The organism is Flaviaestuariibacter amylovorans (genome assembly GCF_039541815.1).
GTDB lineage: Bacteria > Bacteroidota > Bacteroidia > Chitinophagales > Chitinophagaceae > Flavisolibacter > Flavisolibacter amylovorans.
This window is the reverse complement of the sequence record NZ_BAABGY010000018.1, coordinates 44270-69466: the sequence shown is the minus strand read 5'-3', so window position 1 is coordinate 69466 and position 25197 is coordinate 44270. Positions and strand designations below refer to the sequence as shown.

Annotated in this window: 19 protein-coding genes; 10 read left to right on the top strand and 9 right to left on the bottom strand. The window is 62.5% G+C overall.

Annotated elements, in window-relative coordinates; translation table 11 throughout:
• Nucleotides 1-310: 310 nt before the first annotated feature.
• The 3 genes from ABD937_RS22105 to ABD937_RS22095 form a co-directional block, all read right to left on the bottom strand.
• Nucleotides 311-1681, bottom strand: a complete 1371-nt coding sequence (locus ABD937_RS22105) for a sensor histidine kinase (protein WP_345258173.1) — start codon at nucleotides 1679-1681, stop codon at nucleotides 311-313.
• Nucleotides 1665-2414 carry a response regulator transcription factor gene (locus ABD937_RS22100; RefSeq protein WP_345258172.1) on the bottom strand — a complete coding sequence of 250 codons (750 nt, stop codon included), beginning with the start codon at nucleotides 2412-2414 and terminating at the stop codon, nucleotides 1665-1667. Before ABD937_RS22100 ends, ABD937_RS22105 begins: the two co-directional genes overlap by 17 nt.
• 212 nt (nucleotides 2415-2626) lie before the next feature.
• Entirely contained in the window at nucleotides 2627-2848 is a 222-nt protein-coding gene (locus ABD937_RS22095) for a hypothetical protein (protein ID WP_345258171.1), read from the bottom strand.
• Nucleotides 2849-3229: 381 nt separating this feature from the next.
• Between ABD937_RS22095 and ABD937_RS22090 the strand changes: the two genes are divergently transcribed.
• From ABD937_RS22090 to ABD937_RS22080, 3 genes are read left to right on the top strand one after another with little or no spacing between them, the layout of a single operon-like run.
• Nucleotides 3230-6322, top strand: coding sequence for a SusC/RagA family TonB-linked outer membrane protein (locus ABD937_RS22090; RefSeq protein ID WP_345258169.1), 3093 nt, complete (start codon nucleotides 3230-3232; stop codon nucleotides 6320-6322).
• A gap of 18 nt (nucleotides 6323-6340) precedes the next feature.
• Nucleotides 6341-7930 (top strand): SusD/RagB family nutrient-binding outer membrane lipoprotein, encoded by a 1590-nt coding sequence (locus ABD937_RS22085; protein ID WP_345258168.1) that lies wholly within the window; start codon nucleotides 6341-6343, stop codon nucleotides 7928-7930.
• Nucleotides 7931-7948: 18 nt separating this feature from the next.
• Nucleotides 7949-8722: a DUF4397 domain-containing protein gene (locus tag ABD937_RS22080; RefSeq protein ID WP_345258167.1), complete on the top strand. Its 774-nt coding sequence runs from the start codon at nucleotides 7949-7951 to the stop codon at nucleotides 8720-8722.
• Nucleotides 8723-9003: 281 nt separating this feature from the next.
• Here ABD937_RS22080 and ABD937_RS22075 read toward each other — a convergent pair whose 3' ends face one another.
• Entirely contained in the window at nucleotides 9004-9369 is a 366-nt protein-coding gene (locus ABD937_RS22075) for a cupin domain-containing protein (protein ID WP_345258166.1), read from the bottom strand.
• A gap of 85 nt (nucleotides 9370-9454) precedes the next feature.
• Here ABD937_RS22075 and ABD937_RS22070 point away from each other — a divergent pair, with 85 nt between their 5' ends.
• The gene (locus ABD937_RS22070; protein WP_345258165.1) at nucleotides 9455-9985 is read left to right on the top strand and encodes a GAF domain-containing protein; all 531 of its coding nucleotides are present in this window, start codon (nucleotides 9455-9457) and stop codon (nucleotides 9983-9985) included.
• On the opposite strand, the gene ABD937_RS22065 is transcribed toward ABD937_RS22070, so the two are convergent.
• The 3 genes from ABD937_RS22065 to ABD937_RS22055 form a co-directional block, all read right to left on the bottom strand.
• Entirely contained in the window at nucleotides 9982-10881 is a 900-nt protein-coding gene (locus ABD937_RS22065) for a MerR family transcriptional regulator (RefSeq protein ID WP_345258163.1), read from the bottom strand. The genes ABD937_RS22070 and ABD937_RS22065 overlap by 4 nt on opposite strands.
• Before the next feature lie 195 nt (nucleotides 10882-11076).
• Nucleotides 11077-11874, bottom strand: a complete 798-nt coding sequence (locus tag ABD937_RS22060; protein WP_345258162.1) for a cyclase family protein — start codon at nucleotides 11872-11874, stop codon at nucleotides 11077-11079.
• Nucleotides 11875-11910: 36 nt separating this feature from the next.
• Entirely contained in the window at nucleotides 11911-14601 is a 2691-nt protein-coding gene (locus ABD937_RS22055) for a TonB-dependent receptor (protein WP_345258161.1), read from the bottom strand.
• Nucleotides 14602-14834: 233 nt separating this feature from the next.
• Here ABD937_RS22055 and ABD937_RS22050 point away from each other — a divergent pair, with 233 nt between their 5' ends.
• Together ABD937_RS22050 and ABD937_RS22045 are read left to right on the top strand one after the other, a co-directional pair.
• The gene (locus ABD937_RS22050; protein ID WP_345258160.1) at nucleotides 14835-15728 is read left to right on the top strand and encodes a DNA-methyltransferase; all 894 of its coding nucleotides are present in this window, start codon (nucleotides 14835-14837) and stop codon (nucleotides 15726-15728) included.
• Between the two features lie 198 nt (nucleotides 15729-15926).
• Complete coding sequence (locus ABD937_RS22045) at nucleotides 15927-18326, top strand: hypothetical protein (protein ID WP_345258159.1); 2400 nt, start codon at nucleotides 15927-15929, stop codon at nucleotides 18324-18326.
• 107 nt (nucleotides 18327-18433) lie between these two features.
• On the opposite strand, the gene ABD937_RS22040 is transcribed toward ABD937_RS22045, so the two are convergent.
• Entirely contained in the window at nucleotides 18434-19279 is an 846-nt protein-coding gene (locus ABD937_RS22040) for an alpha/beta fold hydrolase (protein WP_345258158.1), read from the bottom strand.
• A gap of 226 nt (nucleotides 19280-19505) precedes the next feature.
• On the opposite strand from ABD937_RS22040, the gene ABD937_RS22035 reads away from it, so the two are divergent.
• From ABD937_RS22035 to ABD937_RS22020, 4 genes are all read left to right on the top strand, one after another.
• Entirely contained in the window at nucleotides 19506-20663 is a 1158-nt protein-coding gene (locus tag ABD937_RS22035; protein WP_345258157.1) for an App1 family protein phosphatidate phosphatase, read from the top strand.
• 197 nt (nucleotides 20664-20860) lie between these two features.
• Nucleotides 20861-22189, top strand: coding sequence for a hypothetical protein (locus ABD937_RS22030; RefSeq protein ID WP_345258156.1), 1329 nt, complete (start codon nucleotides 20861-20863; stop codon nucleotides 22187-22189).
• Between the two features lie 160 nt (nucleotides 22190-22349).
• Entirely contained in the window at nucleotides 22350-23864 is a 1515-nt protein-coding gene (locus ABD937_RS22025; protein WP_345258155.1) for a glycoside hydrolase family 10-like protein, read from the top strand.
• Nucleotides 23865-23870: 6 nt separating this feature from the next.
• Nucleotides 23871-24485, top strand: coding sequence for an N-acetylmuramoyl-L-alanine amidase (locus ABD937_RS22020; RefSeq protein WP_345258154.1), 615 nt, complete (start codon nucleotides 23871-23873; stop codon nucleotides 24483-24485).
• Between the two features lie 149 nt (nucleotides 24486-24634).
• On the opposite strand, the gene ABD937_RS22015 is transcribed toward ABD937_RS22020, so the two are convergent.
• A complete protein-coding gene (locus tag ABD937_RS22015) occupies nucleotides 24635-25045 on the bottom strand; it encodes a transmembrane 220 family protein (RefSeq protein ID WP_345258153.1) in 411 nt (136 codons plus the stop codon).
• Nucleotides 25046-25197: the final 152 nt, after the last annotated feature.

The following is a 25197-nucleotide window of genomic DNA, read 5'->3' as shown; positions in this document are numbered from 1 at the left end:
GGTTTAGGGGGTTTGGGGGGGTGGGGCAGGGGACCATGTTGTAGTTATGGAGCGATGAAATCAGCGAAAGTGCCAGGAATGCTGGAGGATTAAATTCTCCAAGATTTCGGGGCACAACAAATGTGGTGTTGAACTACGGGAACAGACCTTTTTGGCCGGCTGATGAGCCTGATAGACGGAGAGCGGATACGAAACCAGAAAAACAGACATGTCACCAAAGCAAAATAGATAAATACACACGGAGGTAAGACCAATGTACCCTTCCCGCCGGAACCAACGAACCTCCTAAACTTTCTAAACCCTCTAAACCTTATTTTCCCTCCGGCAAGGGAAACCTGATCACTACCTCCGTGCCCTCGCGCTCGCGCGAATCGACCTGGATGCTGCCCTTGTGCAGGTGGATGATGTTCTGCGACAAGGGCAGGCCAATACCGTAACCACCCTTCTCCCGCACGTTGGACGCCCGGAAGAATGGATCGAAGATGAACGGGATGTCGGCTGCCGGGATGCCGATCCCCTGGTCGCGAATGATGAGCACCAGCTGGCGTGCCGTAGCGCCCAGGCCGAGCACTACCTCCTTGCCCGCCGAATACTTGCAGGCATTGAGCAGGATGTTGGACAGGCAAAGCTCCAGGAGGCTGTAGTTGCCCCGCAGCGTGTACGTGTTCAGGGGTGCCGGCAGCAGGCTGAGGTCGAACCGCACCGGGCAGCCCGGGTAGATGGTGGCGGCCACCCGGCGCACGTCGCGCAGCAACTCCTCCAGCTCCACCGGCTCAAACGACAGGTTTCCGCGGAAACCCGACTGCGCCAGCTCGAGCAGGCTCCGGATGATCTCGCGGAGGCGGCCTGCCTGGCTCAGTACCACGCCCAGCGCAGCTTCGTATTCCGCGGTGCTGCGGCTCCGCATGAGCGCCAGCTCGGCTTCACCGATGATGGCCGTGAGCGGTGTATTGAGCTCGTGAGAGGCATTGCTCACGAAGTTGCGCTGCGTTTCGAAGGCCGCCTCGAGGCGGGCAATGAGGTCGTTGAAGGTGTTGGCCAGCTCGGCCACCTCGTCGCGGCCGCCGCCTACGGAAAGGCGGTTGTGCAGCGACGTGGCATTGATGGCGTTTACCTGCCTCGTGATGCGGCGCACGGGTGCGAGGATCCGGCGCGAGAAGAACAGCCCCACCCCCAGCACCAGCAGCATCGACACCCCGTTGACCGCGACGAGGATCCGGCGCAGCGAACCCAGGAAGTCGCGGGCATTGGCATGAACGGCCGACAGCACCACGGCGTAGTTGCCTGTTGGCGTGCGCCAGGTGATGCCGCGAAAGAAGCGGTCGCCGCGGCGGTACTTCGCGGCACCGGTGCGCTGCAGCTCGGCGAATACGGGCGGCGGCACCATGGGATGGCTCCCAGGGCGGGCGTAGGCGGCCAGGGAATCGAAAGGAAGGATGAGCTCCTGCTCCTCGGGAAGGATCTGCAGGTGCTGCCGGCGGATCGTTTCGATGGCCTGTGCATCGGCCGTGCCGGCACTGAAGCGAAGGCGGGCGGCGATGTTGGCGCGGAGCTCGAGGCGGGTGTAATAATCGCCGAAGGCACGGGCATCGGCAAAGAAGTAGACGGCCACGCTCAGCCCGCCGAGGATCGACATACAGAGCAGCGTAAAGAGCAGGGCGATCTTAGTTTGAATCCGCATCGCGCTCCTCCTTCAGGATATATCCCATCCCTACCACGGTCTGGATGAGGCGGACGTCGTGCACCTTTTCGAGCTTGCGGCGCAGGTAATTGACATACACATCCACCACCTTCGTATTGAGCTGCATGTCGTAGCCCCATACCTGCTCCAGGATGTCGATACGGCTGCATACGCGGCGGGGGTTACGCAGGAAATACTCCAGGAGGCGGTACTCGGTGGCGGTAAGGGCGCTGGCACGGCGACTGCCGCGCACGATCTTTTCGTTGAGGTCGAGCACGATGCCGCCGAAGGCCAGGGTGCCGGGGCTGGCGGCTGCCGGGGCCGCGTCATGCCTTGGGCGGCGGCGGAGCAGCGAGCGGATCCGCGCATGGAGCTCCGCGAGCTGGAAGGGCTTCGTGAGGTAGTCGTCGGCACCGCTGTCGAGTCCCATCACCACGTTGTCGGTGGAGCCGAGGGCCGTCAGCAGCAGGATGGCGCTGTCGGGGCGGGCATGCCGGCAGCGGCGGCACAACTCGAGGCCGCTGCCGCCGGGGATCATGATATCGAAGAGGTAGACGTCGTAGGAAAAGCTGTCGAGACAGCCAAGGGCCGAAGGCCCGTCGGGGGCAACGGTCACGTCATAGCCCGATTCCTCCAAAGCGCGCTTGATCACGGAGGCGACGTCGGGTTCGTCTTCTACAAGGAGGAGGCGTATGGTCTGGGTGGTCGCCGGATAAGGATAAGGCAGGGTCATGCCCCCTACTACAAATGCCGGCGCCAAATTGTTGCCCGGAATGAAAGCGCCATCCCTTCGCGGAGTTTATCCCGCCCCAAGCGGGACCACGGGATGACAAATCAGCTGCGCTACGGGATGACCATCAAACCTGCCAGGACTACCCCCACAACCCTACTGAACTCTTCTAAACCTATCTGAACCTCTAAAACTTCCCAAAACCCCTCTCTCCTCTACCACCTGATCTCCCACTTCCCTTCCTTGTCTTTGCCATAGCTAAGCCCGTTGCTCATCTGCAGCACCTCCTCTCCTGTCTTCGGATCGGCCGCCTGCTTCACGAGGTAGACGCGGATGCCGTTGTTCTCGCGGGTGAGGTACACCAGCAACGCGTTCAGGGTGGGCGACACGTCGTGCAGCCACTGCTCATCGCCTTCCTTTACAAATGCCTGGCTCATGACTTGGATTTAACCGGAAGCGTTGAAAAAATGGTGCCTGCCTGCATGGGCTCCGGGATGTTTTACTGCTCAGCTGATTTATGCACGTTTTGCCGGTTTTTCTGCCTGTTTTTACCAGCTTTTTCCTATTTTTTTGCCGGTTTTGCGTGATACCCGCAGTTTTTTTTCGCAGGTATTTTAAAAAACGATCGGTCCGGGCTCCCACTTATGAAAAAATTAACGAATCTTTACGCTCGAATTGCTTGTATGAAAAGAGGACTGCTTAGTACCGGGGCGCTGCGCCCCGGTGACATTGCCCCGGCCCTGCCCGGAGCCCCTTAGCCATGCCCCGGCTCATCCAATGCGCTGACACTATTTTTACCATCAACAAAACTCGCCGCAATGAGAAAATCAAAAAGAGTGGTGGTCCTTCCCCTGCTCGGACTGCTGTTGCATCTTTCCGCGTCCGGACAGGTGAAAAAGATCACCGGCACCATCCTCTCCGATGAGGACGGCAAACCCGTTCCCGGCGTGACGGTCACCAACCGGGCGACCAACACGCGGACCCAGACCAACAACGACGGAACCTACACGATCGAGGCCCAGCCCGGGCAGCAACTCTCGTTCTCCTCGGTAGGCTTCGGGCTGCGCACGATCACCCTGGGCGCCGACCAGGCCACGGTGAGCCTCCGCCTGGGCCGCGACGAAAAACAACTCGACCAGGTGGTCGTGACCGCTCTCGGCATCTCGCGCTCGAAGCGCTCCCTTGGCTACGCGGCCAGCGACGTGAAAGGCTCCGAGCTCGCCCAGACCCAGCGCGACAACTTCGTGAATGCCCTCGCCGGCCGCGTGCCGGGCGTCGTCATCTCCGGCACCACGGGTATGCCCGGCTCCTCCACCTCGATCCAGCTGCGCGGCATCAACTCGCTCTCCGGCTCCAACCAGCCCCTGTTCGTGATCGACGGTCTTCCGATCAACAACCAGACCTTCGCCGCCAACACCATGGTGTCGCAGACCGAGAACCGCACCATCGACTTCTCGAGCCGCATCTCCGACCTGAACCCCAACGACATCGAGAGCCTCACGATCCTGAAGGGCCCCGAAGCGGCCGCCCTCTACGGCATCGACGCCGCCAACGGCGCCATCGTGATCACGACCAAGAAGGGCAAGTCGGGCAAGGGCAGCATCAGCTACGACTTCAACTATGGCGTCGAGAAGATCGGGAACCTCCCCGAAGTACCGCGCATCTACCAGCGCGGCGCCAACGGCGTACCCAACGACAACGTCATCGCCGCCTTCGGTCCCCGCTACCCCGAGGGTACGCAGTTCTACGACAACATCAACTCGTTCTTCCGCACCGGCCAGGTAATGCGCCATAACCTCTCCGTCGAAGGAGGCGCCAACGGCTACACCTACCGCCTGTCGGGCGGCTACAGCTCCCGCGAGGGCGTTGTGCCGACCACCAAATACGACCGCCTCAACGTCTCGCTGAGCGGCTCGGCACAGATCTCCCCGAAGCTGCGCGCCGAAACGAACCTGCAATACATCAACACCAAAAACGTGAAGGTGTCGAAGGGCGCCAACTCGTTTTACCTGGCGCTCCTCGCTTACCCGCAGGATGAGGACATGAAGGCGTACCTGCGCCCGAACGGTACCCGTAACCGCTTTTCGACGCTGACCACCGAGCTGGAGAACCCCTTCTTCGACGTGAACAAGAACGAGCTGGTAGACCGCGGCAACCGCGCGATCGCCAACCTGAGCTTCGTGTATGACGCCGCCAAGTGGCTCTCCTTCACGGGCCGCGTGGGTATGGACGTCTCCGGCAACGAGTACTTCGTGCTCTACCACCCCGAGTCGAACCGCGCCGGCGGCGCGCTGAACGGCACCGTGAACGTGGCCAACCAGACGAACCGCATCACCACCGTCACCTACTTCGGCGAAGGCCGCAAGAACTTCCTGAAAGACAAGCTGCGCACCACGCTCCGTGTGGGCAGCGCTGTGTATGATTTCAACGACCGCACCTTCGCCTCGTTCGGCAGCGACTTCCTCGAGCCCAACTTCCGCTCGATCAACAACACCACCATCACCACCCAGCGTACGAAGCAGACCTTCCTGCAGAAGCGCGTGGTAGGTGTGTTCGGCGACTTCAACGCCTCCTACAACAACATGATCTACCTGACGGTGACCGGTCGTAACGACTGGACCTCGACCCTGCCGAAGGAAAACAACTCGTTCTTTTACCCTTCGGTGAGCGGCTCTTTCGTCTTCACCGAGCTGTTCAAGAACAGCAACCTCCCCACGATCATGAATATGGGCCGTATCCGCGGCTCGATCGCCCAGGTAGGTAAGGATGCCCGCCCCTACGTGGTAACGCCCGGCCTCGTGGCCCAGGGAACCACCGGCGGCGGCTATGGCTACGACGTAACGGCGCCCAGCCTCAACCTGCGCCCGGAGAAGGTGACCTCCAAAGAGATCGGTGCCGAGCTGCAGTTCCTGAAGAACCGCATCGGTGTCGACATCGCTTACTACAAGAGCAAGAGCGTCAACCAGATCATCAACGACTTCCGCCCGAGCTATGGCACCGGCTTCATCCTGAAGGTGAGCAACGGCGGCGAGCTCGAGAACTGGGGCACCGAGCTCCTCGTTCGTGGTACGCCGGTACAGAACAAGAACATTACCTGGGACGTGTCGGTGAACTACACAAAGACGAACAGCCGCCTCACGAAGCTTCCCGAAGGCGTGAGCGAGTTCTACAGCTCCGACACCTGGTTCACCGGTAACGTGCGCAATGGCGCCCGCCTCGGTGGCCCGCTGACGACGCTGACGGCCAGCCAGACCTACCAGTACAACCAGGCAGGCCAGCTGCTCATCGACCCCGCCACCGGCCTGCCGCTGAAGAATACCTTCGGCATCTGGCCCGCCGTGGCCGACCGCAACCCCGATTTCCGGATGGGCGTGTCCAACAGCATCACGTTCAAAGGGTTCAACCTGAACTTCCTCATCGACATCAAGAAGGGCGGCGACGTGTTCAACGGCACCGGCCTCTTTATGTACAACCTCGGCCTGCATCCCCGCTCGATCGACGGACGCGAGACGCCCCAGATCTTCGCGGGCGTGCTGAAGGACGGACTCGAGGACACGAAAAACCCGACGGTCAACAACATCTCGGTGATCCCCTACACCAACAACACGTTCTACTCGGCTTCGGTCATCGACCAGGAGTTCATCGAGCGTGACGTGCATTGGGTTCGCCTCCGCGATGTGACGCTGAGCTACCGCCTGCCGGAGCGCGCCCTGCGCTTCACCAAGGTGATCAAGACGGCTTCTGTTGCCATCACGGCCACCGACCTGTTCATGTGGACCAACTACACCGGCGGCGACCCCGGCGTCAACGGCACCAACGTGGCCACCGGCGGCTCGGGCTCCATGGGCATGGACTTCGGCAACCTGCCACTGCCCAAGGCCTTCAACTTCAACATTCGTATCGGCTTATAATCCTCAAAAGAACGTACAATGAAAAAGATCAGCATAATCCTCCTCGCCTTCGCTGCACTGGCCGGCACCGGTTGCAAGAAGTACCTGGACATCAACCAGCCGCCCAACGGGCCGGCAAGCGCAGACCCGGCGCTCTACCTCGCGTCCATCCAGGCCAACTATGCGCTCGGTGTGCAGTTCGACGCCCGCGCCCTCGGCACCATCACCCAGAACTGGGCGAATTCCTCCACCGGCAATACCTTCTCCCCCTTCGAGCAGCACGGCTTCATCCCGAACAGTGACGCCGGCGGCGAGCTGTGGCGCAACGTGTATTGGAAAGGCGGCCAGAACACTGTAGACATGATCCGACTCGCCCGCCAGCAGGAAAAGTGGGACATGGTGGGGATCGGCCTTGCGCTCCAGGCCTGGGGCTGGCAGAACCTGACCGACCTGCACGGCGAGATCATCGTCAGCGAAGCCTTCAAAAACCAGAATACCTTCCGCTACGACACGCAGGATTCCGTGTACGCCACGGTAAAGCGCCTCGCCCTCGAAGCGATCGATAACCTGAACCGCACGGACGGCAATATCGGCCACCCGCTGCTGGCCAAGTTCGACCTCATGTATCGCGGCAACCGCCTCCGCTGGAAGCGCTTCGCCTACGGCATCCTCGCCCAGAATGCGCTCCACCTGCAAAAGAAGAGCAACTACAGCGCGGCTGACGTCATCCGCTATGTGGATTCCTCGTTCACCAGCAATGCCGAAGACGCGCTCGTTCCGTTCCTGGGCCTCGCCTCCGCCGATGCCAACTTCTTCGGACCGCTGCGCGCCAACCTGGCCTCCTTCGGCCAGTCGGGCTTCATCGTCCGCCTCATGGACGGCACCGCCCTCGGCGGCGCGCCGGTGGACCCCCGCCGCCCGGTGATGCTCGTACCGTCCGGCGACGGCACCTACCGCGGCCTGAACCCCTACACCACGCAGGCTTCCAACACCTCCACCACGGCGGTGCGCAACGTGTGGGGCTCCAACATGGGCGTCACGCCCACGCCTTCTACGTTCCCCGGCAAGTACCTCTTCGCCGACAAGGCGCCGCTGCCGCTCATGACCTATGCCATGCTGCAGTTCATCAAGGCCGAGGCCGCACTGACGGTGGATCCCGCTGTAGCGCTCGACGCCTATAAGAAAGGCATCAACGCGCACCTCGACTTCGTACAGCAGGGCACCACGGCCACGGGCGCCAACGCCAACGGCACGGGCTCGTATACCTTCGGCACCATCCCGGCCACCTTCGCCGCCGAGCGCACCGCCTACCTCGCCAACACCAAGGTGGTCCCGGCCACGCCCGCAGAGCTTACCCGCACCATGATCCTCCTGCAGAAGTACATCGCCCTGTGGGGATATGGCTTCATGGAGACCTGGGTGGACCTGCGCAAGGTGGACTACAGCAACACCGTGTATACCTCGCTGACGATGCCGACTTCGTATTACATCAGCAACGGGGGCAAGCCTGCCTATCGCCTGCGTCCGCGCTACAACTCGGAGTACCTCACCAACGTGGGTGCCCTCGCCGAAGTGGGCGCGCTCGACCAGGATTACCACACCAGGAAAATGTGGATCCAGCTTCCCTAACCCAAACTGCTTAACAACATGAAAAAAATCATCATCGGATCCTTCCTGCTGGCAGCCATCGCCTTGTCGTGCAAGAAGACCAACACGATCCCAGTGCGCACCACGCCCACCCCGGCCGCACAGACCAACGTGAAGTTCTTCAACTTCTCGCCCGGCGCGCCGCAGGTCAACTTCTTCATCAACGGCACGAAGCTGAGCGGGGCTGCCCCCCTGGCTAACGGTACCGTCCAGGGCATCGCCTACGGCCGCTTCTTCCCGGCCAACGTGGCCTATGCCTCGGTGCCGGCAGGCGGCCAGCAGATCGAGACCCGCGTCATCGACTCCTCCACGGTGATGCCCGGCGCCACGCTGCTGAGCGAGATGAAGACCTTCGATGCCGGCAAGTACTACACGTACATCCTGCTCGACTCCGTAAACCGCATCTCCGCCATGGTAACCGAGGACGACCTGAGCGTGCCCGATCCGACCATGGCCTACATCCGCATCGGTAACTTCGCCACCGACAGCACCATCAGTGCCCTGCTGACGAAGACGACCGTACCTACCGGCGACTTTGCCTACTCGAAGCCCTACAACAACATCGCTCCCAAGAGCGTAACGGCATTCGATACGCTGAAGGCCGGAAGCGGCCAGGTGTACAGCCTCACGTTCCGCCGGAGCACGAATGGCGCCACCCTCGGCACCGTGGTTACCGAAGTAACGCCGATCCCCGGCAAGAAGTACACCTTCTTCTTCGGCGGCCTCGTGCGCCTCTCGGCTACCTACAGCCGCGGCGTCATCGCCAACAACTGATCCGTGTTTCTACGGAAGATACAAGGCCGCCCACGGGCGGCCTTTTTTTATGGGGGGTTATTGGGCTGTTTGAGCGAATGTACTTTCCCGAAGCCCTTGAGATGGTCGGCCGCAAGCGGCCTCTGAGCGCGACGCAGGAAAACAATCTGTTCTTTCGGTTTTCCGTCGTGCCTTTGTGCCGTCGTGTCTTCGTAAAAAGGGGCGCTTGCCCCGTCCACCGTGCTTGCACGGACAGCCAGGCAGCCTGCTGGATAAGGCAAACTGCGGCTACCTTTCCAGGTTTAGGCGCCAACGGGAAGGAAGTCCTCGCGCAGGGGGCTGAATACATCCACCAGCACGCCGGCTTCGAGGCAGCGCACGCCATGCACCGCGCCGGGCGGGATGTAAAACGCGTCGCCCCCGCGGAGCACGCGCAGCTCCCCGGACACCTCCACCTCGAACGCCCCGCTCTCGATGTGCGTGACCTGTGTGTGCGGGTGATGGTGCAGGGCACCTACGGCGCCTTGCTCGAAGGCCACCTTTACCAGCATGAGGCGCTCGTCCCAGGCCATCACCTTGCGGCGCAGACCGCCGCCGAGGTCCTGCCAGGGCAGGGACGCGTCTTCGATAAAGATCCGGGCAGAGGTAGTGGCAGTAGGCTGGCTCATGCATCAAAAATAAGGAAGCGCCACCCGTTATCGGCTGGCCGGCGGCAATGCGTTTCTGGTGTACCTTGCCGAAAAGAGCGGGGACATGGAGAATACGTTTGGCAAACCGATCATTCCGGAAAACGAAAAGGAGCGCCTGGCGGCCCTTCACGCCTATGACATCGCCGGCAGCAGCCCGGAGCGCTTCTTCGACAACCTCGCGCACATCATCGCACAAAGCTTCGATGCGCCCATCGCCCTCATTTCCCTGGTCGACGAGGACGCCGTTTACTTCAAGGCCAACGTCGGCATGCCCGGAACCGATGTAGTGCCGCGCGGCGTAAGTCTCTGCTCCCTTGCCGTGCTCGACAGCCATCCCACGATCTTCGAGAACGCCCTTGAAGAACCCTGCTTGCTAACCAATCCCCTGGTTGCCGGCGAGTTCGGGCTTCGCTTCTATGCAGGCGCGCCCATCACCACACCCGAAGGCTTTCACATCGGCACCGTATGTATCGTAGACAAGGAGCCGCGGGTCTTCTCGGAGCTGGAGCAGGAATTGCTGAAGCGCTTTGCCGATTCGGCGATGGAAGCCATCCTGAAGCGTCAGCAGCTGCTCAAAGGCGTCGAAGACAGCTAGCCTTCAACAGGCTCCGTAACGTCGGTGGCATCCACGATCGAGCGCACCTCGCTGATGCCCGCCGCATGGCGGTAGTCGCTACCGGCACCGTGCGGCAATGGCAGCGCGTTCTCGATACTGATAAAGGTGGTGCCGGGCAATGATCCGGGAAGCGCGCCCACGAATGCGCACAGCTCCTTACCGGATCTCGGCTTCCGGGCAAAGTGGGAGATGATGAGCCCCGGCTTCAGCTGCGCGCAGATGGACTCCACGTACGACAGCGGCACCTGCTGACCGAGGTATACCGTATCATAGCCGTCGCGCTGAAGGAGGTACTGCACACAAAGCAGGGTGAGCTCCTGCAGCTCGCCGGGCGGGAGGAAAAAGACCACGCGGCGCGCCTTTCGGTGTCCGGGCGCCGGGTCGATGATCCCTGCATAAATGCGCTGCTTGATGCTTTGCCGCACCAGCAGGATGTTCTCCACGTAGTTCTTGGTGCTGTTGATGACGAGCAGGCCGGTCATGTCGCAGAAAGGGATCAGCACCTGCGTGATGGCGCCGTGCACGCCCCAGTTGGTTACCGCCGTGTCGAGCGCGGCCTCGAAGCCGTCCACATCCATGCGCGCCATTTGTATGATCAACTCGTGGATGATCCGCTGCTGCTGATCGAACACGCGGGAGGCGCGGAGCAGCTTTTCTTCGAGCGGCATCGCATCCACCCGGGAGATCCGGATGCCATTCTGGCTCAGGAGCGCCGCATTGAGCACCGCATGCAGGTCGTCGACCGTATAAACCCGGTACAGGGAGTTGGGAAAGCGCGCGGGCTTCAAAAAGGAGTAGCGCTGCTCCCACATACGGATCGTATGCTGCTTGATCCCCGACAACTCGGAAAGGTCTCTGATCGAAAAGGTTACCATGGAGCAGTATCGGAGGCGTTGAGTAGCATCCGGCACACCCAAGATAGGTCCAAAGCGACGAAATCTGGCCCGGAGCACCACAGATTAAGGCCACCTGCCCTGATTGGCCGTCGGGCGGGCGCTGGCGCCCGTGCGCACAGCGGCTTCAGAGGTACATGTGCCCCCTGTGAAGGGGATACCGGCCCGGCAGGTCGATCAATTGCCAACCCAGGCCACGATCCGGAGCGGCCCGCCGCTGCCACCCTGGATCTTCACCGGCAGCGCCACCACGTAGGCCCCGGTAGGCGGCAGGCTGTCGAGATGGGCCACGTTCTCGAAGCCCGGGATATTCTCTCCCAACAGCACCCGGTGGCTCCGGAAGTCGGTACTTTGCCCGTAGTCGAGGCTGGGGGTATCGAGGCCCACGGCTTTCACCCTGCGGGCCGCAAGCCAGCGGGCAGCCTCCGGGTCGATGCCTGGAAAATGTAGTTTGGGGATGGCCGCGGCTCCCTTTTCGGCAGTACCGAAATAGCGCGCCGCATCGGGGTAGAACTTATCGTAGCCGGTATGCAGCAACACGATCGACCCTTCCGCTATCGAACCATGTGCCTTCTCGAATGCCTCGAGATCGGCTATGCTCACAAGGTAGTCGCGGTTGGCAAGTGCCTTTGCCGAAACGTCCACCACAACAGCATTACCCGTAAGATGATCGAGCGGTACCTGGTCGGCAGTCTGCTTCCCTTCGGCAAAATGGATGGGCGCGTCGAGGTGGGTGCCGCCGTGCTCGGGTGCGCAGATCGCGTTCGACGCGTAATAGTAGCCGCCCGGCGTCATCCCCGCTGCCTGTGTATCGAGGCGGAAGCCCGTCGGGTTGTTGGGCCAATAGAGCGTCTTTTCCGAGAACGAATGGGTCAGGTCGATCCAGCGGCCGCCGGAAAAAGGGGCACTTCTCTTGTCGGGCTGCGCGCAGGCCGCCAGGAGCAGCAGGCAGGAGAAAAAAGGAATACGGTTCATACCGGTAAAAATTGTGCGTCCGTAGATATACTGTCGTTACAGCCCCACCCGCACCTGCAGGTTGAAGATCGTGCCCAGCTGGCTGAAGTGGCCGGCATAGTAGGTCATCTGCGCGTAGCGCCCGTTGAAGGTGATGAGGTTGACATTGCGTTTCACGAGCGCGGGATCTTTCAGCACGGCAGCGCCGGCGCCGTTGCGGGCGTGCAGCTCCCATTCCGGGAGCACGTTCAGCACGTTGCTCACGTTGGCCGAAAAAGTAACGTTGCCCTTCGTTTTGTACTGGACCCCGAGGTCGGTCACCACCTTGGTCCGGAAGCGCACCTCCAGGTTCTCGTCGAGGCCCTCGTTCCGGAAAGTGGCCGGCCCGAAGAGCGTGTTGTTCAACGTCACCGCAAAGCGGCCCCGCTCCCACTCCCCGCCCAGCACGGCCTTGTACTTCGGCCGCGAGGTGAGCATCAGCGCCTCCTGCGTTCCGTTCACGACCGATTGGCCGGCGCTTTCGATGACGGCCGGGTTGTTGACGGCGCCGCTGCGCTCGTTGCGGAAGGTGTAGTTGCCGGCAGCATTCAGCGCCAGGCGGCCGCCCGCCAGCGGGAGGGCGCGGTACGACGCCACCAGGTCGATCCCGGACGTACGCGAATCGAATGCATTGGCAAAGAAGTAGAGCGTGCTGATGTTGTTCTGCTCCAGGATCTGGTCGAGCACGGCCTGCGGGTCGCCGCTGGGCTTGATGCTGTTGCTCAGCACGATGCGGTCGCGCACCGTGATGTCGTAGTAGTCGAGCGTGATGCTGAGGCGCGGTGTGGGCCGTGCGGTAAGACCGGCCGTGAAGTTCATCGACTTCTCCGCGCCGAGCGAGGGGATACCCAGCAGCTTCGCCTGCCGCGACACATTGTTGACGAGCCCGTCGACCACCACGCCCTGGCCGGCCACGAAGCTGTATTGCGTTTTCTGGACGTAGATCTGGTGGAGCGACGGCGCCCGGAAGCCGGTGGAGGCCGAGGCACGTGCCACGAGCCGATTGTCGAGGACCTTATACCGGGCGCTTCCCTTCCACACGAAGGCATCGCCGAAGTCGCTGTAGCTCTCGAGGCGCAGGGCCGCATCCACCACGAGGCGCGGCGTGATGTCGTAGCTCGCGTCCACGTAGCCGCCGAAGTTGAAGCGGTTCACCTGGAGCGCATTGTCGGCCGAGATGCCCGGGAAGCAGTCGGAGCCCGACCCCGAGTACGAAGCCGTGTCGCCGGCGATGATCGAGAAGTTCTCGGAGCGGAACTCGGTGCCGAACGCAAGGCGGAAGCGGTCGTTGAAGGAGCGCGTGATATTGAGGTTGCCGACGAGGTGGTTGAAGCCGAAGCCGCCGTTGCGGAAGTGCACGGGGCTGTTTCGGCCCAGGCTGTGGTTGACGGAGTTGACCCAGTACTGCTGGCTGTTGCCACCCGTAGTAATACTGATATCGGTGTTCCAGCGCCCGCGCTCCGAGCGGAAGCCCAGGGTCGCGTTATAGTCGTTGAGGTCGCCGCCGAAGCCGGGGAGGTAGCCGTTGTAGGGCTGGCCCGCCGGCGTCAGCAGCCCGTAGTCGGTGGTACGCCAGTAGGGCGCGCGGTAGTTGGCAAAGGAGCTCACCTTCTTATACACGTAAGCCGCATTGAAATAGAGCTCCTGTCCTTCGGCGAGCTCGGCGCCGCCGTTGACGAGGAAACGGGCCGCGGCCGTCTCCGGCGTGCCATTGAGGTTGAGCGCGTCGGGATGCCTGTCGAGGAAGGCGCGTACCTCGGCGATGGGAGCACTGAAGTCGAGGGCCTCTCCCTCCGCATCCACGGTTCCCGGGCGGGCCGCTACGTTGGTCTTCTCGAGGTCGAGCGTGTAGTTGATAAAGCCCTTTTTGCCCAGCCGGCTGCCGTTGTTGGCAGCGATGCCGAAGAAGGAGCCGTCGCCTCTCGACGTGACGCCGCCACGCAGCGTGAAGTAGCCTTCGTCGGCGCGGTCTTTCAGGATCACGTTCACCACGCCTGCAATGGCATCGGAGCCGTATTGGGCGGAGGCGCCGTCGCGCAGGATCTCGATGCGCTGCACCGCGTCGATGGGGATGGCCGACAGGTCGGCGCCGGTTTCGCCGCGGCCCATCGAAGGCCAGGTATAAACGAGGGAAGAGGCGTTCTTGCGCTTGCCGTTGATCAGCACCAGGGTGCGGCTCGGGCCCAGGTTGCGGATCTCGTAGGGGTCGAGCAGCGAGGTGGCGTCGCTCACCGGCGACTGGATCGTGTTGAAGGAGGGTACCTTGTACTGCAGCGCCTTGTCGAAGGTGGTCTGACCGGTGGCCTGCAGCTCGCGGCCGGAGAGAATGTCGACGGGCAGCGGCGTATTGCTGAGCGAGCGGGCGCCGGTGCGGCTGCCCACTACCACTACGTCGTTGAGCAGGGCGCCGGAGGGCTCGAGGTTTACGTTCACGACCGAGCGGCTGCCGGCTTTCAGCGTTACCGGCTGGCTGTGGGCTTCGAGGCCGCTGTAGGAGACGCGCAGGCGCCCGGTGCCGGGAGCAGCCAGGATGGTGTAGCGGCCGGCACTGTCGGAGAGCACGGTCCGGGCAGGGCCATTGCCCTGGTACGACACGGTAGCGCCGGGAAGCGGACCTTGTGCGTTGCGTACGGTACCGGAGAGTTCCTGCCCTTGGGCAGCAGCATGGAGCAGCAGGAATGCGCCGAGCATTCCGGGGATCATTTTCATAAGCAGTGTACAGATTGGTGACGGCCCGCTTTGGTTTCCGGACCGGGAGCAGGCGGGATGCAGCAGCAAACGCTCCATCCCGGGATTCCTGCGGAAAGATGAACCTTTTTTCTGAATAATCGGGGGCGGCAATGCCCGCCCGGCCTGCTTTTCTGAAGTTCGGCGCGGGCGCCTTCAACCCGTATCTTTAACGCCCCTGTGCGGACACCGGACGGGCTAAACGGAACCAATGGATGGCAGACCTGAACCTCATTTGCGGCGACGCACTCACCGAGCTGAAAAAAATGCCCGCGGCCTCCGTCGACCTCATCATCGCCGATCCGCCGTATAACCTCGGGAAGGACTACGGCAACGGCTCCGACCTCCGGGCCTCCGAAGACTATCTCCGCTTCACGAAAGACTGGCTGACGGAGGCCAAGCGGGTGCTTTCCGACACCGGTACGATCTACGTGTTCATGGGCTTCCGCTTTATCGCCTACCTGTACGCCATCATGGAGCAGGACTGCGGCCTGCACTTCCGCAACTGGATCTGCTGGCATTATACCCAGGGCATCGGCAAAAAGCGGGGCTTCTCTCCGCGGCACGACGACATCCTGATGTTCACGAAATCGGAGCGCTATCACTTCGACCTCGACGCCGTGCGGGTGCCGCAGAAATTCTACCGGTCGGTCAACAACATGCGGGGCGCTAACCCGGGCGACGTGTGGGAGTTCTCGCACGTACATTACTGCAACGACAACCGGCAGGCGCACCCGACGCAAAAGCCCGAAGGGCTCATCGAGCGGCTCGTGCTGGCTTCCTCGCGCCCCGGCCAGCTTGTGCTCGACCCGTTCTCGGGCAGCGGCACCACGCTGCGGGTGTGCCAGCAACTGGGGCGGGCGGCCATGGGTATCGAGCTGAACGCGGACTACGTGGCCGCCACGCAGCGGCGCCTCGCCCAACCCTTTACGGGTTTCGACAGCATCGACCCAAGGATGAAGCGGATCCCCAACGACCTCAACGACGAAGCCGTCCGCACCGCCTATCTCCGCAACCACGAGACCTGGTTCCTGGCCAACCACGGGAATGCCATCGACGAATTCTGGAAGGGTGTTGAAAGGAAATACGGCCTAAAGCGAAAACCTTAGTCCGAAGCGAAGCTCCCCTTTGCGCTCACGACCGGGCAGGCAGGCACCCGCTTCCCGATCCGTCGTGCCGCCGTGTGAACGATCCGCCGTCGTGCGGAACCGTAAGCATAGCGAACAGGTCCCCGGTACCGCAAAAATGTTAATCCATTTGCCACTTCCCGCAAATCGGTTTTACTTAGCGGAACCTATTTCTGCCTTATGTTGTTGCGTTTCCTCCTCTCACTCCTCCTGCTCTCCTGCGCCCCTGCCGCCTTTTCCCAGGGCCTCGACTCCCTGCTCGCCTTCCGGCAGCGCGCCGACCCGCAGGAGCGGGTGCACGTGCATTTTGATAAAAGCCAGTACAACCCCGGCGAAACGATCTGGTTCAAGGCCTACCTCTATGCCGGCGGCTTTCCATCGGGTGTGTCTTCGAGCTTCTACGCCGAGCTCCTCGATGAGGACGGTCGCGTGCTGCAGCGCCACAGCAGTCCCGTTGCATTCGCGGCGGCCACGGGCTCTTTTACGATCGACTCGAATTTCGTTAAGCCGGCCGTTTTCTTCAAGGCCTATACGGTGTCCATGCTCAACAGCGACACAGGCTTTCTCTACACGAAAGCCATCCCGGTGCTCGGCGTCCGCAAGACCACGCTCAAGCCGGCAGCGCCCGCGCTGCGGCTCCTGCCCGAGGGCGGCGACCTCATTGTGGGTCTTCCCGGCACGGTAGCCTTCAAGGCCACCGACGAGCGCGGCGCCCCGCTGCGCGTCGGCGGCACGGTCACCGACGATAAGGGAAAGAGCGTTGCCGAGCTCCGCACGATCCACGACGGCATGGGCCGCTTTACCTTCATCCCGGAGGAGGGCCGTACTTATACGGTAAGCTGGAAAGACGGCCGTGGCAAGCCATACAGCAGCAAGCTGCCCCCCGCCCGCCCCCAGGGCACGCTCCTCGCCATCACCGACCACGAAACCGGCAAGCGCTTCACGCTCCTGCGCACGGCAGACGTGCCCGAGGCCCAGAAGGAACTGCAGGTGGTGGCGTTCATGAACCAGGAGGTGTTGTTCAAGGCCGACATCAATATGACCAGCCGCGTCACGGCGAGCGGCGTATTCCCCACCGGCAACCTGCGCAGCGGCATCCTCTGCATCACCGTCTTCGACCGCAACCGGCAGCCGCTGCTGGAGCGGATCAGCTTCGTCAACAACCGCGACTTCGAGTTCGACGGCGACGTGTACCTGACGCAAAAGAACTTCAACAAGCGCGGGCTCAACAAGCTCGAGATCTCGGTTTCCGATACGGTGCCCACCAACCTTTCGCTGTCGGTGACCGACGCCGACCTCAACGCACCGGGTCCGATGGAAGACAATATCGTGAGCCGCCTCCTGCTGACGAGCGAGCTGCGGGGCAGCATCAACAACCCGTATTATTACGTATTCAGCAACAGCGACAGCGCCGCTTACCATACCGACCTGCTGATGCTCACGCATGGCTGGCGCCGCTACAACTGGAGCGACGTGTGGGCCCGCCGCCTGCCGCCGCGCCGCTACACCGAGCACTCCTTCCTGGCCATCACCGGCGGACTTGTGGGCGTGCCGCCCGGGCTGCTGGGACCCGGCCTCCAGGTCAACGGCATCCTGCAAACGGCCGACACTACCAAGGACATCATCGTGCTGCCGGTAGACCGCAAGGGCAACATCTTTTCCGAAGGACTCGTGTTCTACGGTCCGGCGCGCCTTTACTTTTCGCTCAGCAACAAGAGCCTGCCTTCGGATGCCGGCGTGCTCCGGCTCGACAACGGACTGTATAAACCCGGTATCCGCTCGCTGCTCGACTCCTCGGTGCTGGTGGGCATAGCCGCGCCCGACGTGGCCACGATTGCCGCTAACCAGAAGGTGACCGCGCTCAGCCAGCAGTCGGCGCAGCAGTTTGCACGCTCGGTGCAGCTCGCCAACGTAACCGTTGCAGGTAAGGCGCAGTCGCCCCTCGCCAAGATGGACCAGAAGTATGCGCGTGGCATGTTTGCCGGCGGCGGCAAGGGCTTCGACCTCGTGAACGACCCGATGGGTACGAGCTATGCCAACGTGTTCCAGTTCCTGCAGGGCAAGGTGGCCGGCCTCCAGATCAGCAACAGCGGCCCCAACCCGACGCTCACCTGGCGTGGCGGCTCACCGGCCCTCTACCTCGACGAGATGCAGTCCGACGTAGCGCAGGTGGGTTCCATTTCCGTGCACGACATTGCCTATGTGAAAGTGTTCCGACCGGGCGAAAGCATCATGACCGGCGGCGGTGGCGGCGTGATCGCCATCTATACGCGCAAGGGCGGCGAAGGCGCGACCGACCCGAGCTTCAAGGGCATGTCCTTCGTCACGATCCAGGGTTACTCTCCCGTGAAGGAATTCTTCTCGCCCGACTATGCAAAGCCCTCGGAGCGCGATGCCTACGGCGATTACCGCAGCACGCTGCTCTGGTCGCCCACGATCTATACCGACAAGACCCGCCGCAAGATCCGGCTGCAATTCTACAACAACGACGTAACGAAGCACTTCCGCCTCGTGCTCGAAGGCGTCAATGCCGAAGGAAAGGTGATCCGCGTCGAGAAGAAGGTGCGGGCGGTGAACTAGCCCGGTGTTTGACGTGACCAGGGTTCGATAACTACTTGAAAAAGCCTTCCGGTGCGGAAGGCTTTTTTGTCTGCACGCGTGCCCTGTCCTTGCTTTAGAACTTCGACTTAACACTCCCGTATGAAGCCAAGTATCGCCTCACTCACCGCTTCCGGCTCCTCGTGGTGCAGCCAGTGCGTGGCGTTGTCGAAGTAGCGGAGCGTGCCCTGGGTGCAGCGGGCGAGGCTCAGGGCGGCGTTGGCAGGCTCCAGGAAGGCATCGCGCCTGCCCCAGAGGAGCAGCGTCGGTAGTGCTACCGTAAAAGGCGCCGGGCGGTGGTAACGGAGGGCGCGGTACCAGTGGAGCATCCCGCGCAGGGCGCCCGGCTGCGCCCAGGCGTCGCGGTAACGGTTCAGGTCTGATTCAGAGAAGGTACCGCGGCGCACACTACGCTGCAGGGTGCGGCGCAGCAGCCGGTAGCCGAAAGCGGAACAACAGGCTTCCGGCAGCAGCGGCAGCTGAAAGAAGGCGATATACCAGCTTTTGCGGCGCTGCGCGCCGTTCTCCCGGAGCACCTGCCGGATGGCATCGGGGTGCGGCATGTTGAGGATCACCAATCGCCGAACGAGGTCGGGCCGGCGCCGCGCGACCTCCCAGGCCACGCCCCCGCCCCAATCGTGCCCTACGAGCGTTACCGGGCCGGTGCCGAGGCAGCCGATGAGGCCGGCGATATCGGCCGCCAGCGTGGGCGTGGTATAGGAGCGGATGCCCCGGGGCTTGCTGCTTTGCCCATAGCCCCGCTGATCGGGCGCCACGCAATAGCAGCCGCGCGCCGCGAGGTACCGGAGCTGCGCCTTCCAGGCACCGCCCCACTCGGGAAAGCCGTGCAGGAAGACCACGGGGGCTCCGCCGGGATCGCCGGAGGTGTAGCTGTGGAGGGTGATGCCGTTGATCTCGTCGGTGCGTTCATCCATTCAATTCAAAATTCCAAAGTCAAGAGTCAAAAAAATCATGCTCGATCAACCTGTTCCCTTCCCCGGCCAGCCGTATGCGCAGCACTATTGACCTGCGATGGTACCAGCGTGTTTGCAAGTCACTGCCAGCAGACAACCTGACCAAACGATACCGTTTTTTAATTTTGAATTTTGACTTATCAGCCTGCGCACTCTTTTTGCAGGTAGCTTTTTAAACCGCAACGTCATGCCCCACTGGAAAGACCTGTTCAAGCGCTCCGCGGCCCAACTCGAAGAGCGCTGGGACGTTTTGCGCAACGGCTTTACCCGCCGCCTCGGCCTCAACGCCCCCGTGCAGATCGTTCCCTACCGCACCTACGGCACACCGCGCAAGGTTTACCTCAAGGGGCGGGTGCTCGAAGACAAAGGCATCGCCGCTGCGGGCGACAAAGACACGGTGCTCAACAACCTGCTCAACATGTACAAGCGCTTCGAAAGCGACGAGGTAGCGGGTGCGCGGCTGCGGGTGCGCCTCGGCAGCGAAGCGCACGATGTCGTTACCGACCGCGAAGGCTATTTCGTGTTCGACCTGAACCCAGTGGAGCCGATCCTCAACGAGGCGCTCTGGCACCCGCTGGAGCTCGAGCTACTCGATGCGCCCATCCCCCACGAAAAGGGAGGGCGCACGGTGGCCGAGATCATGATCCCGCCACACGACGCCGAGTACGGCATCATCTCCGACATCGACGACACGGTGGTGCAGACCGGCGCCACGAGTCTTCTTTCGATGAGCCGCAGCACCTTCCTGCACAATGCGCGTACCCGCCTCCCCTATGCCGGCGTATCGGAGTTCTACAAGGCCCTGCAGCTCGGGCGCAACGGCAAGCGCAACAACCCCTTCTTTTACGTGAGCTCCTCGCCCTGGAACCTGTACGACCTGCTCCGCGACTTCCTCGACCTCAACGGCATCCCTGCGGGGCCGCTGCTGCTCCGCGATTTCGGGCTCAACGAGCCAAAAAATGCCGAGGCCGAGGGCGGCCACATGGGGCATAAGATGAAGGAGATCGAGCAGATCCTGGCCATGTATCCGCAGCTGCCCTTTGTGCTCGTGGGCGATTCCGGCCAGGAAGACCCCGCCATCTACCGCGAGGCCGTGCGCCGCTACCCCGGCCGCATCCTCGCCGTCTACATCCGCGACCTCGCGCTGCCCGAGCGCCGCCGCGTAGCCGTAGAAATACAGGAGTCGTTCAAGGAGCACAAGGTGGAGATGATCCTGACCGAGAACTCCGTGGAGGCCGCCGAGCACGCCGCCCGCACCGGCCTTATCTTCCGCGAAGCCATCCCCGCCATCGAGGAAGACAAGCAGCAGGATAAGGGGCAGGCGGCCGGGAAGGAGGAGCTTTAGGAATGGGGTAATGGGGTAATGGGGGAATTGGATAATGAGAGACGAATTCATTGGTCGTGCATAAACGCGGCGCACGACACTGGTGCGTGGCGAACAGGAGCTTAATGAAAAAGAAAGACGGATAGGCAGCACCAGGGCAACGCCCTCCGGTACAGCCGGATTTTTCGTTCCTTTACGCAGTGCAATCGTGTATGGATATGAACCGCTTTACAACCCTCCTGATCCTGCTGGTGCTTCTTGCGCCCTCCTGTAAAAAACGAACCGCAGACGCGCCCGGCCCGGCTTCCACACCGGTGCTCTGGAGCCGGGTATACGGTGGCAGCAACGAAGACGAGGCCCGCTCCGCGGCACAAACCGCCGATGGCCATTATATCCTCGCCGGCACCACCAAAAGCAATTCCGACGACGTCACCGGCCACCGCGGGTTCGGCGATGCCTGGGTCGTGAAGCTGACGCCTGCCGGCGAAAAACTATGGGCCCGTACCTATGGCGGCTCGGGCGGCGACGTCGCCGAATCGGTGCTCGTAATGCCCGACGGCGCAATCGTCTTTGCCGGCACTACTTCGAGCAGCAACGGCGATATCAGCGCAAACCGCGGCAACTACGACCTATGGGTGACGAAGCTGGACGCGAACGGAGATATCCGCTGGAGCCGGACCTACGGCGGCACGGCTTCCGATGAGGGACACAAGATCATCGCCACGGCCGACGGCGGCTTCGTGGTGGCCGGCACCAGTCAGAGCACCAACGGCGACGTGCCCGGGAACAACGGGAGCGTCAATGCCTGGGCCATCCGGCTCGATGGAGACGGAAATATCGTCTGGAGCAAGGTCTTCGGAGGTAGCTACAATGACTTTTTCTACGCCATTGCTCCGTCGGGGGACGGCGGGTTCGTATTCGGCGGCAGCACCCGCAGCAACGACGGCGACATCAGCGGCCTGCACAATACCCCCACCGAGGGCTTCGATGCCTGGCTCCTCAAGACCGACGGCAGCGGCAACAAGATCTGGAGCAAGGTGTATGGCGGCAGCAAGTCGGACGGCGCCTGGGAGGTGATCCCCAATCCCGATGGCAGCTTCCTTTTTGCCGGCTCCACCGACAGCCCCGATGGCGACATCAGCAGCCCCCGCGGTGGCGTCGACAGCTGGCTGGTGAAGGTGGACGCTGCCGGCACCAGGACCTGGAGCAGGGTCTTCGGCGGCACAAGGTCCGACAACGCCGTTGGCATGCTGCGGGATACGGACGGCTCGCTGATCCTGGCGGCGGCCACTACCAGCAACGACGGCGACCTTGCGGCGCGGGGCGGCACCACCGCCTCCGACCTCTGGATCACCCGGCACGATGCGGCCGGCAACCTCCTTTGGTCGGGCACCTTCGGCGGCACCTTTTTCGAATCGCCGCAAACCCTGCTGCGCACGGCCGACGGCGCCCTGCTTTTTGCCGGCGGCACCGGAAGCAACGACGGCATCATCAGCGGCGCCCGTGGATCTACGGATCTCTGGGCACTGAAGGTCAAGGTACCCTGATCGGTACAGGGGCGGGCCATTCGGCGTGTGCGTGTAACCCGGTTCCGCTGACCGAACTACGGGCCAGCAGTTCGTTCATGCCCGGAAGCCGTTGATACAGGTGGGTCGATCCGATCCGGGCAAAACAAGCTAAGTTTGGGCAGCACCAACCTTGCTTGCCATGCCCCGGATCCAACGCCTGTATTTATTCGGTATCCTCCTGCTTGCCGCTTCCTGCCGCACGTCGAAACCGGCCCCTTCCGCCGCCACCGCCGAGCCCCGCGCCGAGCGCGAGTTCCGCGCGGCCTGGGTGGCCACCGTCGCCAACATCAACTGGCCCAGCAAGCCCGGGCTCCCGGTCGATTCCCAAAAGCTGGAGGCCGTAACCCTGCTCGATTTCCTGAAGACGCATCACTTCAACGCCGTCGTGTTCCAGGTGCGGCCGCAGGCCGATGCGCTCTACCAAAGCTCGCTTGAGCCCTGGAGCTACTACCTCACCGGGCAGCAGGGCAAGGCTCCTGATCCCTATTACGACCCGCTGCAGTTCTGGACCGAGGAGGCGCACCGCCGCGGGCTCGAGCTGCACGTGTGGCTGAACCCCTACCGCGTACACCACCCGTCGGGCGGACCCGTCACCGACTCCTCGCTCGCACGCCGCAGGCCCGAGCTGGTGCTGCCGCTCAAATCGCCCGGCTACCATTGGTTCGACCCGGCGCTCGAAGGCACGAAGCAACACTCCACGAACGTGGTGCTCGACATCGTGCGGCGCTACGACATCGACGGCGTTCACTTCGACGACTACTTCTATCCCTACAAGGAATACAACAAAGGCGAGGATTTTCCGGATTCCGTGTCGTACGCGGCCTACGTGGCAGGCGGCGGCAAATTGTCGCGCGGCGACTGGCGCCGCGAGGCGGTGAACTCCTTCATCGCGAATCTCTATACCGAGATCAAAAAGGAAAAGAAGACCGTCAAGTTCGGCCTTTCGCCATTCGGCATCTACCGCCCTGGTCAGCCGGAGACGGCCTGCTGCTTCGACCAGTACGACGTGCTGTATGCCGATGCGAAGCTGTGGCTCAATAAAGGCTGGATCGATTACTTCGCCCCGCAATTATACTGGCCGATCACGCGGCCGCAGCAAAGCTTCCCGGTGCTGCTCGGCTGGTGGCAGCGCGAAAACACGAAGGGCCGCCACCTCTGGCCGGGCATCAGCGTCGGCTCCGACACCAGCGCCCGGAATGTGACGGAAGTGATGAACCAGATCATGGTATCGCGCGGGATGCTGCCCGACAGCAAGGGCGTCATCCACTGGAGCATCGGGCAGGTGTTCAAGAGTCCGAATATGGCCAATGCCCTGCTCGCCGGCCCTTACAAGCGCCCTGCCCTCGTGCCCGCATCGCCCTGGCTCGACGCCAAAGCCCCGGCCGCACCGGAGCTGCGCGCCACGGTGCAGGGCGACTCGCTGCGGGCGGAATGGACCCACCGGGAGGCTGGCGACGTATTCCGCTGGGTGCTCTACACGCAGTATGGCAACAGCTGGAGCTACCGCATCCTCGACGCGCAGGAGCGCACTACAATGGTACCGTCCACGATCACCGTCAATAAAGCGGGGCAACGCCTCGCCCGCATCGCCCTCAGCGCCGTAGACCGCAGCGGCAACGAGAGTGCCCGGAGCGAGCAGGCCCTCAACCCTTAACCGACTATGAAACTACGCAACACCTCTCTCCTGCTTGGGGCGCTCCTCTGCCTGCAGTGCAGCCCTCCTAAAAAAGCAGCGACCGCAACGGCCGGCCCGCTGGTCCCGATCCTGCCGCGCTCCGCCTGGGGCGCCGCCGAGGCAAAACCCTATCGTCCGCAGGTGCCGGTGCGCATCACCGTACACCACGAAGGCACTCGCCTCGACCCGTCGGCCGACGCTGCCAAAAAGATCTTTGCCATCCAGCGATGGGGCATGGGCCCCGACCGCAAGTGGGCCGACATCCCCTATCATTTTCTCATCGCGCCCGACGGCACCATCTACGAAGGACGCAACCCGAACACGGCCGGCGAAACGGCCACCGAGTACGATCCGTCGGGGCACCTGCTGCTCACCTGCCTCGGCAACCTCGAGGAGCAGGAGGTACCACCCGCACAGCTGGCAGCCCTCGTGCGCCTCATCGCGCATTGCAGCCGCACGTACAACATTCCCGCCGACTCGCTTTCCACCCACCGCGATCACTCGAAGCAAACGACCTGCCCGGGCAAGAACCTGTATGCCTATTTCCAGGACGGATACATCCTGCGCGAAGCAAAGGCACTCCTCGACAACCGCCGCTGACCCCGTATTTCTGCGGGCGCAATACCTCCTCTGCCGACCCGGATCCCAGTCATGAAAAAAGCGCCCGACGGGCGCTGCTGATTGAAACTCCATGATGTGCTGCGGAATGATGACAAACTCTCCGCCTCTTGAGGCAGGCAACAACAAAGCTAGAGTCGCGTAGCGCCCGCAGTTCCCCTGCTGACGCGGTGCGCACGTGGCCGCCAGTAAAACCAGTTGAGGAGCAGGATGAGAAGCAAAAGTGCGAGCCCGCCGAACTCGCGCGTGTTCTCGACCCAGGGCTTGGTGGCCTTCATGCTTTGCACGAGGCTCTCGCGGTCGTGGTCGCGTGCCCAGCTCAGCACTCCATCGGCACGCAGGAGCAGCACGACCATATACAGGCTGTACCCACCGATGGCGAGCGCATAGAGCGGACCGCGGAAGCGCCCCCGGGCCGCTTCCCAGCAGAGAAAGGCGCCCAGCAGGTAGATGGGCATCCAGAGATAAGGGTCCGGGTCGTTGTATTGAAGGGCAGCACTCACCACGAAGAGGACCATGAACAGGAGGTTGATTGCTTTCATCGGAGGCGCTAAAAAGGTTAAGTAATGATGGCCACCAGCACAAGGCAAGTCCGAAGATCTTGGCGAGTTCGGGGAACAGCCGGAATACGTTGGATCCGACATCTGCGACCCCGCACGCACCCGCTTCCAGGGCATAAAAACCGTGCCCGCGG

Coding starts and splice junctions, on each gene's coding strand:
- ABD937_RS22105 (WP_345258173.1), bottom strand. CDS start 1,681: ATGCGGATTCAAACTAAGATCGCCCTGCTCTTTACGCTGCTCTGTATG.
- ABD937_RS22100 (WP_345258172.1), bottom strand. CDS start 2,414: ATGACCCTGCCTTATCCTTATCCGGCGACCACCCAGACCATACGCCTC.
- ABD937_RS22095 (WP_345258171.1), bottom strand. CDS start 2,848: ATGAGCCAGGCATTTGTAAAGGAAGGCGATGAGCAGTGGCTGCACGAC.
- ABD937_RS22090 (WP_345258169.1), top strand. CDS start 3,230: ATGAGAAAATCAAAAAGAGTGGTGGTCCTTCCCCTGCTCGGACTGCTG.
- ABD937_RS22085 (WP_345258168.1), top strand. CDS start 6,341: ATGAAAAAGATCAGCATAATCCTCCTCGCCTTCGCTGCACTGGCCGGC.
- ABD937_RS22080 (WP_345258167.1), top strand. CDS start 7,949: ATGAAAAAAATCATCATCGGATCCTTCCTGCTGGCAGCCATCGCCTTG.
- ABD937_RS22075 (WP_345258166.1), bottom strand. CDS start 9,369: ATGAGCCAGCCTACTGCCACTACCTCTGCCCGGATCTTTATCGAAGAC.
- ABD937_RS22070 (WP_345258165.1), top strand. CDS start 9,455: ATGGAGAATACGTTTGGCAAACCGATCATTCCGGAAAACGAAAAGGAG.
- ABD937_RS22065 (WP_345258163.1), bottom strand. CDS start 10,881: ATGGTAACCTTTTCGATCAGAGACCTTTCCGAGTTGTCGGGGATCAAG.
- ABD937_RS22060 (WP_345258162.1), bottom strand. CDS start 11,874: ATGAACCGTATTCCTTTTTTCTCCTGCCTGCTGCTCCTGGCGGCCTGC.
- ABD937_RS22055 (WP_345258161.1), bottom strand. CDS start 14,601: ATGAAAATGATCCCCGGAATGCTCGGCGCATTCCTGCTGCTCCATGCT.
- ABD937_RS22050 (WP_345258160.1), top strand. CDS start 14,835: ATGGCAGACCTGAACCTCATTTGCGGCGACGCACTCACCGAGCTGAAA.
- ABD937_RS22045 (WP_345258159.1), top strand. CDS start 15,927: ATGTTGTTGCGTTTCCTCCTCTCACTCCTCCTGCTCTCCTGCGCCCCT.
- ABD937_RS22040 (WP_345258158.1), bottom strand. CDS start 19,279: ATGGATGAACGCACCGACGAGATCAACGGCATCACCCTCCACAGCTAC.
- ABD937_RS22035 (WP_345258157.1), top strand. CDS start 19,506: ATGCCCCACTGGAAAGACCTGTTCAAGCGCTCCGCGGCCCAACTCGAA.
- ABD937_RS22030 (WP_345258156.1), top strand. CDS start 20,861: ATGAACCGCTTTACAACCCTCCTGATCCTGCTGGTGCTTCTTGCGCCC.
- ABD937_RS22025 (WP_345258155.1), top strand. CDS start 22,350: ATGCCCCGGATCCAACGCCTGTATTTATTCGGTATCCTCCTGCTTGCC.
- ABD937_RS22020 (WP_345258154.1), top strand. CDS start 23,871: ATGAAACTACGCAACACCTCTCTCCTGCTTGGGGCGCTCCTCTGCCTG.
- ABD937_RS22015 (WP_345258153.1), bottom strand. CDS start 25,045: ATGAAAGCAATCAACCTCCTGTTCATGGTCCTCTTCGTGGTGAGTGCT.